Raw genomic sequence first — 14,477 nt, 5'->3', positions numbered from 1 at the left:
CAGCTCATCCAGAATCAGTTCTGATGTGATCAGCCCATGGTCACGAATTCTTCCGACACCGTGGGATGCAGAGCCATGGTGCGATCGAAGTCTGATTTGGTCGCACCCATGCCAACGGCGATCGCCGCCATCTGAATGATCTCTGCAGCATGTTCACCGACCATGTGGCAGCCCAGCACGCGCTCGGTTTCAACCTCAAGCACCAGCTTGAGCAGGCAGCGCGGGCCACGCTTGGGTAAGGCCTGTGCCATGGAGCGGAAGCGGGCCCGATAAACCACCACCCCATCGGCGCCGTATTGGGCGATGGCTTCTTCTTCCGACAATCCCACCGTTGCCAGCTCCGGCTGACTGAACACGGCACTAGCCACCAATTCATGGTCCACTTGTCGCGGACGATCTCCGTAGACACTGTCTGCGAAGGCGCGACCCTCATCAATCGCCACAGGAGTGAGGCAGATGCGATCGGTCACATCACCAACAGCGAACACATGGGGGACATTGGTGCGTTGATCAGCATCAACGGGTACGCGATTGCCCTGGATCGTCACTCCTGCAGCTTCGAGATTGAGACCTTGCAGAAAAGGTCGTCTTCCAGTAGCTAGCAGCACCCCACCACAGGCGATTTGATCACCGCGATTGGTTCGAACGACCAGATCTCCCGGATTTCCCTCAATGGCTTCAGGGCCTGTGGAGAACTGCACATTGACGCCTTTCTCAGCCATACCCTCCTGCACAACAGCTGCAAGTTCGGCATCAAAGCCTCGCAATAGATGATCGCGGCGCACCAGCTGTGTCACTTCGACACCAAGGCCGCTGAGAATGCCGGCGAATTCGCAGGCGATGAAGCCGGCACCCACCACAACCATTCGCTCCGGGAAACGCTCCAGCAGGAACATGTCGTCGCTGACCCAGCCCAGCTCAACTCCTGGAATATCAGGCCGCTGGGGGCGGCCGCCGACACCGATCAGCACCCTCTCAGCATGCAGACGTTGCTCTGGTGCACCACCGGGATCAGCGGAGACAACAATGTGATGGTCGTCCTCAAACCGTGCCCAGCCTTTGATCAGAGTGACCTCTGCCTTCGCCAAAAAATCAATGTGCATGGCATTGAGGCGATCCACCTCAGCACGCACATTCGCCAACAACTGTGCTGAATCAATCCGGACATCAGACGGATGGACGCCGTAACTGGAGGCCTCCTCCATCTGCTCCGCCATCTGGGAGCCGTAGACCAGCAGTTTCTTGGGGACGCACCCCCTGATCACGCAGGTACCGCCCACGCGGTCCCCTTCCACGATGGCCACGCGAGCACCGTGACGAGCTGCCCGCTTGGCGGCCGCCAGGCCACCGGATCCGGCTCCGATCACCACAAGATCAAACGACTGGTCCACCGCAATTAACGCTCAGTTACCACCCATTCTGATGGGTCTGGTTTCCGGCTCTTCTCAGGGTGCGATCAGGATCAGCAAACCAACCAATCTGTGAGATCCGCATAGGGTTGGATTCGTCGAGACCTGGAGTCCGGTGTGCATCTGCCTCACTACGACCGGATTCCTGATCATGACGATGGTCACCGTCTGATCGAAGTCAGGGTGAGTGATCTTCAGCCCACACAGATGTGCGTTGGGCTTGCGGAAGTGCGCAGCCGTCAGAAGGACTTCCGTCAGGAAAGCAGCAAGGAACGGCTCGAGTATCTGCGGGGCAAGCCGGTGCCCCTGGTGCGCAACCGCCTGGGGCAGCTCTGGATGGTGGATCGACACCACCGCCTGAGAGCCTTGCTGGAGATGGACTCCGAGGTCACCACCTACGGCTACGTGATCGCTGAGCTTGACAGCGCTAGCAGCGATGCAGCCCTGCTGGCCCTGCAGGATCGGGGCTGGCTCTATCTCCATGACGGGCGCGGCAACGGTCCCTGGGACCCCTGCAAACTGCCTCAGTCATTGCTTGGCCTCGAGGACGATCCCTACCGAAGCCTCGTCTGGAAACTCAAGAAGGAGGGTCTGATCAAGCCACAGCGCCTGATCCCTTATCACGAGTTTCGCTGGGGGGCATGGCTGCGCACCCGCCCTCTGCCTCCGTTCAGTTCATCCCAGCTGGAACCGGCTCTGCCGGCATCCCGAAGACTGGCTCAGTCCAGAGCTGCAGCTCATCTGGCCGGCTGGACCGGTCAGAGCTGAACACATAAAAGGTGTTGTCCACACCACTGCGCTGTCCGACGAAGATCCACGAATCAAACCCCGCCCATGCGTCTCCTGACTTCAGCCCTGGCCGCAGCAGCACTGATCACAACCTCAACAGCAAAGGCTGTTGAGATCAATGGCCAAACCAGTTTTGTGGCAGTGCCGACGAAGGCGAAACTCACCAACTACCGGTGGTACGCCTTCGAGTGTTGCGCCACTTACTACGTGACGCTGGACTTTCCAGAGGGCGCTGGTGCCGATCTGGGAGGGATCAATCTGGAACAGATCCGTGGCGCCCAGGCCGCTTTCTATTACGGAGCCGTGCCAGTCCAAGCCTTCATCGGCACTCCGCGTCGTCAAGGGAAATTTCTTGACGTCAAGGCGGAATTCAGCGATGACGCACGTTCGGTCAACGTCAGATTCGCATCAGCGGTACTCCCTGGAGATACCGTCACGATCGCCTTTGAGGCTGGCGTGAACCCACCGGATGACATCTACACCTTTTCGCTGACGGCCATTCCGGCAGGGCCGAATCCGATCCCTCAGATGGTGGGTGTGGTGCAGATGGAGATCTTTCAACCCGTTTACTGAGGCTGGAGGCTGCTGATCAACAAACCACGACGCTTGCTACATAAACAGAGTCCAAAAATAAGCTCTACTAAAAGAAATTAATTTGGACTACTCTTAGAAACTTAATGTTGGCTGATCCGCCGCTGAAGCGTGAATATCTTTCCAGCCCAGACCCTGAATGGCAAGAACCTTCAATAAAGTTTTTTTATCCATCCATTCACCATGAATATCATTCCCAAAAGGCCCGGCCGAATGGTGAGGAAATGAATACAAAACCTGCTTATCAAGAACTGGGGAATGAAATATAGATCGGTTATAAATACTACCAACCGATTGACCATCAACAAGCTTAAAACTTTTGTAACCCAGCTTCTCCGAGAGCAATGCAAAAACCCCAATCGTGTGAGACTCGACTGAAATATAAGGCGGAATGATTTGATTCAAGACAAAAGCATTTAAAAGATTTTCATCATAACCTTCAACATCTATTTTTGCATAATAAGGCTTGCCGTATCGCTTGATCAAACTGCCAACACTGATCGCTTTGATGTTTATTCTTGTGAAGTCTTTTTCGGTAAATCCACCCTCGTCTGGCTCCTCGCCCGGGGCCACCAAAGTACTACGTACATGATACTTGTCATGCAAATAAAAATCAACATTGCCGTCACAACTTTCGGTTATTGCGCAGTTCTCAACAATAAGCCTACCCTTCAAAATCTCTTCTTTAAAACGACCCCTGATAAATTCACATAAGGCCGGATTGGCTTCAATTGAAATTACCTTATCAGACTTAAGGAGATAATAGGGTATATCATCGCCATTATTGCTCCCAAAATCGTATATTGTTTTCATTGGCAGCCACCCTTGAAAATATAGGTTTTTAGCTTAACATAATATCAACACTTTCGGTTCAGGAATTTGATTTAAGCTTCGCAACTAAAAACATACCTTCAACACTCCCTAGGACTCCCAAAAGACTCACCCTTAAGAGCTTAGGGCTCAATCCAACACGGACAGAGGAAAAAGATAGTGAAACGATTTCCATGTCAAAATAATCTATGCACAGCAAAACTAATTTAATCCCAATCAAGTCATCAGGACCAAAATTTATCATTAGAAGTAGGCCTAGTCTTAACCCACAACAATCTCAAAAGTCATCCGAGCCCGATCAAAGAATTCACATTCTACCAATTACAAATGGGGGATCTTTCTAACGTTGCAGAAATAGGCTCTTGAGTTATGGGGCAATTTGAGCAAGGCATTTGATCTCATATTGAAATTTTTGAATCCAGATAACAAAGTTTGAGGCAACAAGAAAACTCAGCGTTTGCGGCGTGAATCGATCTGCAGCAGATCACGCACCCTCTGCACCTGACTGGCCAGCTGGGGATCAGTGCCGAGCTTCTTCTCCACCTGCTCGATGGCATACATCACCGTGGTGTGATCCTTTCCACCGAAGGTTTCACCAATCCGCGGCAAGCTGAGCCCGGTGCCCTGCCGCATCAGGAACATGCCCACCTGCCGAGCTTGACTGACCGCTCGTCGACGACTGCTGCTGCGCATGTCATCGGCAGTGACTCCGAAGACCTCCGACACCTTGTCGATCACCTGCTGAGGTGTGACGTCGACACCCTGACCGCTGGGATCCAGCATGGGCGCGACCGATTCAACCGTCATCGGCATTCCGGTGATCGAGGAGAAAGCGACCGCTCTGGTCAGCGCACCCTCCAGTTCACGGATGTTGGAGGTGAAACGACCGGAGATGTACTGGATCAGATCCCTTGGCAGGGAAACACGTTCCTGTTCCGCCTTTTTCTGAAGAATCGCCATGCGCGTTTCCAGGTCCGGGGCCTGGATGTCAGCGATCAAACCCATGGAGAAGCGCGAGATCAGACGTTCCTGCAGTCGGGGGATCTGGCTTGGGGGACGATCGCTGGCGATCACAATCTGTCGACCTGCCTCATGCAGCGCGTTGAAGGTATGGAAGAACTCTTCCTGGGTGTATTCCTTTCCCTCGATGAACTGAATGTCGTCAACAAGGATGAGATCAGCGGCCCGGTAACGATCGCGAAAGGCCTGCATGCCGTCTTTACGGATCGCCACGATCAGGTCGTTGGTGAAGGTCTCGGTGGAGACGTAAAACACCTTGGCATCAGGATCGATCTCGAGTCGGTAATGGCCGATGGCCTGCATGAGGTGGGTCTTGCCGAGGCCGACCCCTCCACAGATGAACAGCGGATTGAATTCGCGACCCGGGGCCTCGGCAACAGCGAGGGCAGCGGCATGGGCCATGCGGCTGTTGGGCCCCACGACAAATCGGTTGAACACGTATCGCATGTTCAGCCCGGGCAGACGACGAGGCGCCTTCTTCGCTGGGGTTGGCGGCGCCAGCGGAGCCGGCACCGCTGCTGCTGAAGCTGCCGCCGTGACAGCTGCAGGCACCGAGCCTGCCTGGAGGTCCTCGGCATCACGCGCCAGAACTGCCACCGTCACTGGTTGACCGATGATTTCACCGGCCACCTCAGCGATGGTGCTCGCGTAGTTCTTGCGCAACCAGTTGCTGGCAAAGCTGTTGGGCGCCAGCAATGTGAGAGTCCCCTCCCTGAATCCGCTGCACTGGGCAGGGCGGATCCAGGTCTCGAAGGTCGGCTTGCTGAGGTTGCTCTGAAGGGCCTGCTGAACCTTGCTCCAAAGCTCACTGCCCGTCAGCACTGCATCCTCCGATTCACGGTGGCTGAATCTACGCACCTCTGGCCGATCAGTCCGTCTTTAATGAGGTGCCGACGACATCACACATCTTCATGGCCTCCGCCATCCAGCGCCCCCTGCAGCGAGCACTCACGCTCATCGGCGTCGGCCTCATCGGCTCAAGTCTCAGCGGCTGCGGAACCGCCTGGAAACAGCGGATCGGACTGGAGCAGGCCCCTGCCAGCGACCCATTGCCGGAGGTGAGCGATGGGCCCCGCTCAGCGCCCCTTCAACCGGGGAAAAACATCATTGTTGAAGCGGTGGATCGGGTTGGTCCCTCAGTGGTGCGGATCGACACGGTGAAGCGCGTGGTCAATCCGCTCGGCAATTTGTTCGGCGGCAGAGCACCGATCCAGCAGCAGGCAGGCCAGGGATCCGGATTCATCACCCGTTCCGATGGCCTGATCTTCACGAACGCACACGTTGTGGAGGGTGCGGATCAGGTCTCGGTGACGCTGCCGGACGGTCGCAGCTTCAGCGGTCGCGTTCTCGGCAGCGACCCACTCACGGACATCGCTGTGGTGCGTGTGGTTGCCGACAAACTGCCGGTCGCTCCCCTCGGCAATTCCAACAATCTCAACCCCGGGGAATGGGCCATCGCCATCGGCAATCCCCTCGGCCTCAACAACACGGTGACTGCTGGGATCATCAGCGCCGTGGATCGCACCAACGCCATCGGAGAGGGGCAGAGAGTGCCGTACATCCAGACGGATGCCGCCGTGAATCCAGGCAACAGCGGCGGGCCGCTGATCAATGCCGCTGGCCAGGTGATCGGCATTAACACCGCTATCAAAAAGGCCCCCGGAGCCGGCCTGAGTTTTGCCATCCCGATCAATCTGGCCAAGCGGATCGCCCAGCAGATCATCAGCACCGGCCAGGCGTCTCACCCCTTCATCGGTGTGCGGCTCCAGAGCCTGACACCCCAGCTCGCCAAGGAGATCAACGCAGCTGCCAACAGCAATCTGTGCAAAGTGCCTGAATTGAATGGTGTGGTGGTGATCGAAGTGGTGGAGAACAGCCCTGCAGCGGCGGGAGGGATCCGCCCCTGTGACCTGATCCGAGAAGTGAACGGCACCAAAGTGCAGGACCCTTCCCAAGTGCAGTTGGCCGTCGACCGGGGGCGCGTCGGCCAGGCCATGCCCATCCTTGTGGAGCGCGATGGTGACAGCATCGAGCTAACGGTGAAACCCGAGGAACTTCCCCGACAGCAGTGATCCTTTGCGGGCTGATCCGATGAGCAAGCCCATTCTGGTGGTGATGACCCGCTGGCCTGCCAGCGGGCGCTGCAAACGTCGCCTTGCAAGCACGCTTGGTTGCGCGCAAGCGGCAGGGATACAGGCTCGGCTGATCAGTCACACCCTGGCGGTGGCCCAAGATCTCGCCAGGGATGGCACGCTGCGTCTGCACATCGCCGTCAGCGGTGCTGGCCCTCGAGCCAGGCGCCGCTGGCTGGCCTCAGTTCCTGAAGCCAGCATCAGCACACAGGGGCGAGGAGACCTTGGCAACCGCATGCGCAGGGAGGTGCTGCGGGCACGTTCGGTTGATCGCACTGCTCCGGTCATCCTGATCGGCACGGATCTCCCCGACCTGGCTGCAAGAGATCTGATCAGGGCCCTCGAGCTCCTGCGCCACTCACCACTGGTGATCGGACCGTCACGGGATGGTGGCTACTGGCTGTTCGGTCTTGGAGCAACGGCACCGGGAGCACCGCGCTGGCCCTTTCATTCGATCCCGTGGGGTGGCGACCAGGTCTTCCTCCTCACCTGGCAGCGAGCCTGCGAGCGCGGTCTGGCACCCGCACAGCTCGACGCGCGCAATGACATCGACCAACTCGAGGATCTGGAGGCATGGTTGGCATGAACAGATCAGCGACGCTGAGTGTGGTGATTCCCTGCCTCAATGAGGCAGCACGGCTGCCATTGCTGCTGGCCGACCTGCAGCGCGGTGGGAGCGAACTGGAGATCCTGCTGGCCGATGGGGGCAGCAGCGATGCCACGCCGGAGATTGCGGGCCTGACAGGTGCTCAGCTGATCACGGTTCATCCCTGTGGCCGTGGCCGTCAATTGCGTGCCGCAGCGGCTCAGGCAGGTGGCGAATGGTTGCTGTTCCTGCATGCGGACAGTCGTCTGCCCCTTCAATGGTTCAGTTCGGTCAGCCCGCTGCTGCAAACCTCTGCTGCAGCCGCTGCAGCCTGGTATTTCGATTTTCAAATCAACCCCTCCACTGCGGCGCGACGTCTGCTCGAGCAAGCCGTGGCCTTGCGCAGCCGCTGGCTGCAGCGTCCCTACGGCGATCAGGGACTGTTGCTGCATCGCGAGCTTTATGACCGTTGCGGCGGCTTTGCCGAGCTGCCGCTGATGGAGGATCTGGATCTCGTGGAGCGCCTGAGCTGCATCGCTGATCTCAGGCGCATCGGCCTACCTCTGACCACCGATGGCCGTCGCTGGCAGAGCGACGGTGTGTTGCGTCGCAGCTGGCGCAATACACGACTGCGCAGGCGCTGGAAACAGGGCGAGTCCGCGGAGCGGCTAGCCGAGGCTTACTACGGAACTCAGTTGGCGTACCAGAAACCACAGCGGTGACCGTTGGGCTCAAGGTCCCAACCCAGGCGTTTGTAGAAGGGCAGGACCCCTGGATCGGCGAACAACGTGGCGCGTTCAGTCCCGAGTGCTCGCAGAGCATCGAGGATGTAATCCATCAGCTGACTGCCGAGCCCCGAGCCCTGATACAGGGGGTGAACAGCAACATCCCAGATGGTCGCCTCGAGCACCCCATCGCCTGTACAGCGTGCGAAGCCCACAAGGCGTGGGATCCTGGCATCGTGACGCCAGAGACCGACTCGAATCAGGCTGTTATCGAGAGCCTTGCGAACCCGTCGTACAGGTCGCCGGCTCCAGCCCACCGCCTCGAGCAGCTGCTCCAGCTCCACCAAATCAAACGGACGATGCTGGCTGAACACCAGAGTGAGCTGGCTGGCAGGGGTCGCACACAGCTTCGCCTGATCGCCGTACATCACTTGCAGTGTCTCTGGCGTTAGGGAAGGGTCGTCGATCACTGACGATGCTGCAGTGTCACGATCCTGGCGCACGGAAGGCGCAGAGGGCGGCAAGGTGGATGGGCAAGTTCTGCGCCGATGCCTGCGAATCAACTGCTGATTGCTGTACATGGGTGGCTTTTGAGCAAGCAGGTCTGGTCGCCTTTCGCCGCATGCTGGAAAGAGCGACACCCAGAGATCGAGCTGTGGTGCCCTGATCTGCCCGGCTTCGGGGATGCGGAGCGCCCCTCAGGACTGCTTCCCAACCTGTCGGCCTACGGCCGCTGGCTGGCTGAGGAAGCCGTTCACAGGGCAGAGGGGCGACCGTTCGTGCTGTTGGGCCACTCCCTTGGCGGCAGTGTGGTCCTGCATGCCGAAGCACATCTGCGACAACAGCAACAGCCAGGATTGATGGGCGTTGTTCTGCTGGCAGCGGGAGGAGGGATCTATCAGCCGCGACCGTTTCGTCGACTGCGCAGCTTCGGGAAGCTGATTCTGGAGCTGCGTCCCGATGCCCTTGCCCAGCTCCCGGCTCCCATAGGAGCGCTGGGACCGTTCAAGGCCGAGCGGCGGGCGGCCCGCGGACTGCTGGTCAACAGCACCAGCCGGGGCGCGGTTCGGGATCTACCTGGATTGGTGGCGAATCTGGGAGTCGAAAGCCTCTGGATCAGTGGAGACAACGATCAGGTGATGGAGCCTGGCTACGTGCGCCATCTTGCGGCGTACAGCCCTGGTCACGACTACCGCCAGATCACTGGATGTGGCCATCTGCCCATGCGAGAAAAGCCCGAGGTTCTGAGCGACATCCTCTCCAGCTGGGTTGAGGATCAGAGCTTGGCAAGGCCACGTTCCTGAAGCTCGGCGAGTTCGGCGTAGAGACCGCCTTGCGCACGCAATTGCAGGTGGGTTCCCTGCTCAATCAAACGACCACGCCGCAAAACGAGAATCCGATCCGCTGCTTCAACGGTGGCTAGACGGTGAGCAATCACCACGGCGGTTCGTCGTTCCAGCAAGCGGTCGAGATCACTCTGCAGGGTTGCTTCAGTGGAAGGATCCATGAAGGCAGTGGCTTCGTCCATCACAAGGACATTGGGATTGCGGATCGCCACGCGAGCAACCGCGAGCAGCTGGCGTTCACCGGAGCTGAGGTTGCCCCCACGCTCTCGCAGTTCTGTGTCCAGCCCCTGAGGAAGCCTCCCTAGTAAGGAGTTGAGACCGAGATTCCTGCAAACCTCCTTGAGCTGCTTGTCATCGATTTCCTGATCGAGACGAAGGTTGTCGCCGACGCTGCCACTGAACAGAAAGGTGTCCTGCAGAACCACCCCTAGCTGGCGACGGAGATCTGGCAGAGAGAGGCTGCGGATGTCGCGTCCATCGAGAAGAATGCGTCCCTGCTGAGGTTCATAGAGCCTGCAAAGCAACCGGATCACGGTGGTCTTTCCTGAACCGGTGGGGCCCACCAGAGCCACATGTTCACCGGGAGCAAGCCTGAAGCTCAGATCCTGAAGAATCGGCTCATCAGCTCGATAGGCGAAGTGAACGCCTTCAAACACCACTTCACCGCGCGACGAAGGCATCACCTGAAGCGAAGCGGACAACCCCTCAGCTGCGGATTCCTGCGTTTTGGCAGGGCCCGCAAGAGTGTGATCCCGGATTTCCAGTGGCTCCTCGAGCAGTTCTCCGATGCGCTCAACAGCGGTCAAACCACCCTGAATCTGAGTGAAACGCTCGGCCATCTGCCGCAGTGGATCAAACAGTCTCTGCGAAAAAAGAATGAACGTTGTGAGGATGCCCAGCCCCATTGCCCCGGAGGTGACCATCCAGCCCCCCAGAGCGAGCACAATCGCCACCGCACCAAGGGAAACCCACTCCAGAAATGCGGAGATGCTGCTGTCAAACAAAATCGTTCCATTCACCGCCTCGCGATAAGCCAGGCCGGTTCGTTGGAAACGGGCTCCGTTGAGGGCCTCACGACGGAACATCTGAACCACGTCCAGACCCTGCAGATTTTCCTGAAAATCTGCGTTCAGCTGTGAAAGTTCCTCGCGCACCCGGTAGTTCGCTTTGCGGTAGCGCGCCTGCAGCCAGAGCACAACCAGGGTCACAGGAACCTGGGACACAAGCAGCAGAAGCCCGAGTCGCCATTCGATCAGCAACATGGCCACCGCGATCACGGTGAGCGTGACCAGATCGCTCAACACACCAACAGCCCCGCTGCCGAACACCTCAGCCAATGCATCGACATCACTGGTGAGACGCGTGAGCAACTTGCCCACAGGCATGCGGTCATGGAACCGCAGGGAGAGATCCATCGCATGGGCGAAGAGATCACGACGAATTCTGGCCGTGAGGCGCTGTCCCACCGATTGGATGTTGTAGGTCTGCACTCCTGTCAGAGCCAGACGCACCAGCACGGAAACCAGTAAAGCCGCAATGATCAGCCGGATCGCCAACGTGCTGTCCAGCGGCTGAAGAATTGGAGCGACGGCCTCATTGGTGGCTCCCGACATTGTGCGCAGAATCGAGATGGCCTGACCGACAAGCAGCGGCTGGATCGCGCCGGCGAGCGCAACCGGAATCAGCAGAACCAGGGTGAGCAAGAGACGACGACGGTCGCGTCCGAGGTAACGCCCCAGCCGACTGATGCGCTGAAGATCGGAACCGGCCATCAGGTCGTGCTCACGAGCTCCCTCCTGGGAGCATCCATCGCTTCGATGACCTGTTGCAGCTCTCCCTGATCCAAGCGCAGCGAAAGCGGATGGCCCACGAGTCGGGCGGTGGTGTGGAAGAGGTCCTCAATCGCCACCAGACCATTGTCCTTGAGGGTTCGCCCTGTGGCGACCAGATCCACAATCGCTTCGGCGATCCCCGTGATCGGACCGAGCTCCACGGATCCGGTGAGATGCACCAGCTCAACGGGAAGATCGATCGAATCGAAATACTGTCGGGCACAGCGGGTGAATTTGCTGGCCACCCGGCAATGGGGAGGAAGGTCGGTGGCCCTGCGATAACCGCTGCTGGACTTCACGGCGACGGACATGCGGCAGCCGCCGAACCCGAGATCGACCAGATGCGCCACAGGCATCTGGTGCTCACGCAACACGTCGTACCCGACCACTCCAAGCTGGGCCTGTCCGTAAGCGACGTAAACCGGCACATCTCCGTTTCGGACCAGTAGAGCTCTGGCGCGGCCGCAGACCGAAGGAACCATCAGCTGACGGTTGTCGGGATCGAGCACGGCCGAAAAATCGAGACCAGCAAGCCTGAACCGTTCCACGGAGTCCCGCAGCAGAGCGCCCTTGGCCAGTGCAACGGTGATCATGGAAGATTGCATCGCTCAAAACTTTAACGATGGGTCACGCCTGTCAGAGCGACGGAATCGAGCCGCTTCCGGTCTTGGAGGACAACATCGTCTGGATCTGGGCAAGGGGCCAGGACGCTGTGGTGGTCGATCCCTCCGTCGCCGAACCCGTGGCCGAGTGGCTGGCGGAGCGACAGCTGACCCTCAGGGCCGTTCTTCAGACCCATCACCATGCGGACCACATCGGCGGCACTCCCGATCTGTTGCGTCAGTGGCCGACAGCCGCGGTGATCGCGGCCGCCGCCGACCGGACGAGGATCCCCTTTCAGACGGTTTCGATTGAGCCGGACATGCAGCTGGAACTGCTGGGACAACCTGTCACGGTGATCGATGTGAAAGCGCACACCAGGGCACATTTGGCTTTTGTACTGCCTCAGGGCAGCTCCACGGACCATCCCACACCTGTGCTGTTCTGCGGAGACACCCTCTTCGGCGCAGGCTGTGGGCGTCTGATGGAAGGATCACCCGAGGACATGCATCTGGCCCTGCAGCGTTTTGAGGATCTTCCTGACGAGACCCTCGTGCACTGCGCTCACGAATACACCGAGGCGAACCTGCGCTGGGCCCATGCCCTCAGACCGGATGACCAGGCCATTGCTGAACGCCTCAGCAGCGTCAGTGAACTGCGCAGACTTGGTGGCCTCTCCCTGCCCAGCACCATGGGAGAGGAGCGCCGCACCAATCTGTTCCTGAAAGCCTGCTCGGTGCAGGAGCTGCGGGACCTGAGGCTGCACAAGGACAGCTGGAGAGGCTGATCAGCGCTCAGCTGGCACGGCTCAGCAGTGCGCGACGCTGCGGATGCAGCAGAACGGACGACCCGGGCTGCAAACGCAGACGGCAGGTCTGACCACGCTGGTAGTCCTCAGTGAGAGGTCTCAGCAGTCGCAACTGACGGTCACCGCTCCTCACCCGGTACATCCAGCTGTGACCGAGGAACTCCCGACCCACCACTTCATCTTTCCCCTCGGAATCCTCCTGAAGTGTGATCGCTTCGGGCGCGACCAGAACCGTTGCCTCCTCGGGCAGGGAATCGGCCTGGAGATCACCGGGTCTCTCAAGGTCACCCAGGGGACAGCGCAGGCAGCCACCGGCGGCATCGTTCCAGACGGGCAGAACGTTGCGCTGCAGCACGAAGCTGCCCACGAATGGCGTCGCCGGTGACTCCACCAGCTCCTTCGGACTAGCGCATTGATGCAGAAGCCCATCGCGCAGCACAGCCACCCGACTGCAGATCGCCAGGGCCTCCTCAGGGTCATGGGTGACCAGAACACCGCTGGCGTTGCAGGCACTGAGAACGGATGGAAGTTCACTGCGCAGACGCAGACGCACCTCCACATCAAGGTTGGAGAAGGGTTCATCAAGCAGCACCACTGACGGTGCCGGTGCGAGGGCTCTTGCCAGAGCCAGACGTTGACGCTGTCCCCCTGAAAGTTCGTGGGGATAGCGCGCCCTCAACTCCTCCAGGCCCAGCAGCTCCAGCAGCCAGGCCGCCCGAGAACTGTCCTGCCCGCGGCGAAGACCGAAACAGGTGTTGTCCCAGGCATTCAGATGGGGGAACAGGGCATAGTCCTGAAACACCATGCCCACTCCGCGGCGTTCAGCTGCCACCGAGAGCTGGGGGCTGGCCACCTCGCAGCCATGAAGGCGGATGCTGCCTCGGGTGGGGCGCTCGAAACCGGCGATCAGCCTTAGCAGTGTTGTCTTGCCGCAACCGGAGGGCCCCAGCAAACCCACCAGTTCTCCACTCTGCAGTCCGAGGTTGATGTCCTGGAGAGTCCAGTTAGCACCTGAAGTCACATAGCTGTGCCACAGACCGTCGATCTCGACCGGAAGGGACTCCATCGACACGAAGCGCGAAAATGCAGCTCCATTGTGATGCCCTTTCATGACGACCACCACCCATCAGGCGGTCACCACCGCTGAGGCTCCGGCTCCGGTGGGGCCTTACAACCAGGCTGTCCAGGCTGATGGATGGCTTTATTGTTCAGGCCAGATACCACTGGACCCCGCCACGGGTGAGATGGTGGGCGGCGGCGATGTGGAAGCAGAAACCAGGCAGGTGCTGCGCAATCTGCAAGCCGTGCTCAGCGCTGCCGGAACTGAGGCCGCCAAAGTGGTTCGCACAACGGTGTACCTGGTTGATCTCGCCGACTTTCAGGCGGTCAATGCGATCTATGCCGAAATGTTCGGCAGCGGAGTGAGCCCTGCCAGGGCCTGCGTTCAGGTGGCTGCTCTGCCCAAGGGCTCGAAGGTGGAGATCGACTGCATTGCCTGGCTGGGATGAAGCGATCCCACGGTTTCATAGGTTAAGAGATGCACCGAGCGACCTTCATGGCCCAGGCCAAGCTGACCATCGGCGAACTGGAAGCGGGCTATCCCTTGTATTGCAAGGCATTACGACGGCTCCTCAAGGAGGGACGCGAGGTGAAGGACATTGAAAAAACCGTGTGCTGGGGCCATCTGGAGACCCTGAACCGCTGCCTGCCTGGTCGCTACAAGGCGCCCTCATACCTGATGGCGCTGATCCGACGCGACCTGGAGCAGCCCAGCCCCGGGTAGGCCTTGCTTCGGCAAGCCATGCAGA

Annotated in this window: 16 protein-coding genes; 9 read left to right on the top strand and 7 right to left on the bottom strand. The window is 59.2% G+C overall.

Going from position 1 to position 14,477, the window contains the following annotated elements; genetic code table 11:
• Positions 1-29 precede the first annotated feature (29 nt).
• Positions 30-1,391, bottom strand: coding sequence for a glutathione-disulfide reductase (gene gorA, locus SIB58_RS03115; RefSeq protein ID WP_066905705.1), 1,362 nt, complete (start codon positions 1,389-1,391; stop codon positions 30-32).
• Positions 1,392-1,526: 135 nt separating this feature from the next.
• Here gorA and SIB58_RS03110 point away from each other — a divergent pair, with 135 nt between their 5' ends.
• Positions 1,527-2,177, top strand: a complete 651-nt coding sequence (locus SIB58_RS03110; RefSeq protein WP_066905707.1) for a ParB-like protein — start codon at positions 1,527-1,529, stop codon at positions 2,175-2,177.
• A 66-nt stretch (positions 2,178-2,243) separates the two neighbouring features.
• Positions 2,244-2,771, top strand: a complete 528-nt coding sequence (locus tag SIB58_RS03105) for a DUF2808 domain-containing protein (RefSeq protein WP_066905709.1) — start codon at positions 2,244-2,246, stop codon at positions 2,769-2,771.
• A gap of 93 nt (positions 2,772-2,864) precedes the next feature.
• On the opposite strand, the gene SIB58_RS03100 is transcribed toward SIB58_RS03105, so the two are convergent.
• Both SIB58_RS03100 and dnaA read right to left on the bottom strand, forming a co-directional pair.
• Complete coding sequence (locus SIB58_RS03100) at positions 2,865-3,602, bottom strand: FkbM family methyltransferase (RefSeq protein ID WP_066905711.1); 738 nt, start codon at positions 3,600-3,602, stop codon at positions 2,865-2,867.
• 468 nt (positions 3,603-4,070) lie between these two features.
• Positions 4,071-5,498 (bottom strand): chromosomal replication initiator protein DnaA, encoded by a 1,428-nt coding sequence (gene dnaA / locus SIB58_RS03095; protein ID WP_231856996.1) that lies wholly within the window; start codon positions 5,496-5,498, stop codon positions 4,071-4,073.
• A 53-nt stretch (positions 5,499-5,551) separates the two neighbouring features.
• Between dnaA and SIB58_RS03090 the strand changes: the two genes are divergently transcribed.
• Genes SIB58_RS03090 through SIB58_RS03080 form a run of 3 tightly spaced genes read left to right on the top strand, consistent with a single transcriptional unit; the run spans position 5,552 to position 8,080 of the window.
• Positions 5,552-6,712 (top strand): trypsin-like peptidase domain-containing protein, encoded by a 1,161-nt coding sequence (locus tag SIB58_RS03090; RefSeq protein ID WP_066905713.1) that lies wholly within the window; start codon positions 5,552-5,554, stop codon positions 6,710-6,712.
• Between the two features lie 19 nt (positions 6,713-6,731).
• Complete coding sequence (locus SIB58_RS03085) at positions 6,732-7,358, top strand: TIGR04282 family arsenosugar biosynthesis glycosyltransferase (RefSeq protein WP_066905714.1); 627 nt, start codon at positions 6,732-6,734, stop codon at positions 7,356-7,358.
• The gene (locus SIB58_RS03080; protein ID WP_066906100.1) at positions 7,355-8,080 is read left to right on the top strand and encodes a TIGR04283 family arsenosugar biosynthesis glycosyltransferase; all 726 of its coding nucleotides are present in this window, start codon (positions 7,355-7,357) and stop codon (positions 8,078-8,080) included. Before SIB58_RS03085 ends, SIB58_RS03080 begins: the two co-directional genes overlap by 4 nt.
• On the opposite strand, the gene SIB58_RS03075 is transcribed toward SIB58_RS03080, so the two are convergent.
• On the bottom strand, positions 8,050-8,511 hold the full coding sequence (locus tag SIB58_RS03075; protein ID WP_074159282.1) for a GNAT family N-acetyltransferase: 462 nt from the start codon (positions 8,509-8,511) through the stop codon (positions 8,050-8,052). The two genes, SIB58_RS03080 and SIB58_RS03075, sit on opposite strands and share 31 nt — an antisense overlap.
• A 120-nt stretch (positions 8,512-8,631) precedes the next feature.
• Here SIB58_RS03075 and SIB58_RS03070 point away from each other — a divergent pair, with 120 nt between their 5' ends.
• On the top strand, positions 8,632-9,387 hold the full coding sequence (locus SIB58_RS03070; protein ID WP_066905716.1) for an alpha/beta fold hydrolase: 756 nt from the start codon (positions 8,632-8,634) through the stop codon (positions 9,385-9,387).
• Here the strand turns inward: SIB58_RS03070 and SIB58_RS03065 are convergent.
• Complete coding sequence (locus tag SIB58_RS03065) at positions 9,360-11,201, bottom strand: ABC transporter ATP-binding protein (protein ID WP_066905718.1); 1,842 nt, start codon at positions 11,199-11,201, stop codon at positions 9,360-9,362. The genes SIB58_RS03070 and SIB58_RS03065 overlap by 28 nt on opposite strands.
• The gene (hisG, locus tag SIB58_RS03060) at positions 11,201-11,854 is read right to left on the bottom strand and encodes an ATP phosphoribosyltransferase (RefSeq protein WP_066905720.1); all 654 of its coding nucleotides are present in this window, start codon (positions 11,852-11,854) and stop codon (positions 11,201-11,203) included. The genes SIB58_RS03065 and hisG overlap by 1 nt, the downstream gene beginning before the upstream one ends.
• A 29-nt stretch (positions 11,855-11,883) precedes the next feature.
• Here hisG and gloB point away from each other — a divergent pair, with 29 nt between their 5' ends.
• A complete protein-coding gene (gene gloB, locus SIB58_RS03055; RefSeq protein ID WP_066905722.1) occupies positions 11,884-12,648 on the top strand; it encodes a hydroxyacylglutathione hydrolase in 765 nt (254 codons plus the stop codon).
• Between the two features lie 7 nt (positions 12,649-12,655).
• On the opposite strand, the gene SIB58_RS03050 is transcribed toward gloB, so the two are convergent.
• Positions 12,656-13,735, bottom strand: coding sequence for an ABC transporter ATP-binding protein (locus SIB58_RS03050; protein WP_231856997.1), 1,080 nt, complete (start codon positions 13,733-13,735; stop codon positions 12,656-12,658).
• Between the two features lie 43 nt (positions 13,736-13,778).
• Between SIB58_RS03050 and SIB58_RS03045 the strand changes: the two genes are divergently transcribed.
• Both SIB58_RS03045 and SIB58_RS03040 read left to right on the top strand, forming a co-directional pair.
• Positions 13,779-14,177 carry a Rid family detoxifying hydrolase gene (locus SIB58_RS03045; protein ID WP_066905726.1) on the top strand — a complete coding sequence of 133 codons (399 nt, stop codon included), beginning with the start codon at positions 13,779-13,781 and terminating at the stop codon, positions 14,175-14,177.
• A gap of 47 nt (positions 14,178-14,224) precedes the next feature.
• Positions 14,225-14,452 carry a DUF3136 domain-containing protein gene (locus SIB58_RS03040; protein ID WP_066906102.1) on the top strand — a complete coding sequence of 76 codons (228 nt, stop codon included), beginning with the start codon at positions 14,225-14,227 and terminating at the stop codon, positions 14,450-14,452.
• Positions 14,453-14,477 lie beyond the last annotated feature (25 nt).

Origin of the sequence: Synechococcus sp. MIT S9504, assembly GCF_047497135.1 — a bacterium.
GTDB lineage: Bacteria > Cyanobacteriota > Cyanobacteriia > PCC-6307 > Cyanobiaceae > Synechococcus_C.
The sequence above is the reverse complement of the archived record's forward strand: the minus strand, read 5'-3'. Positions and strand labels throughout refer to the sequence as shown.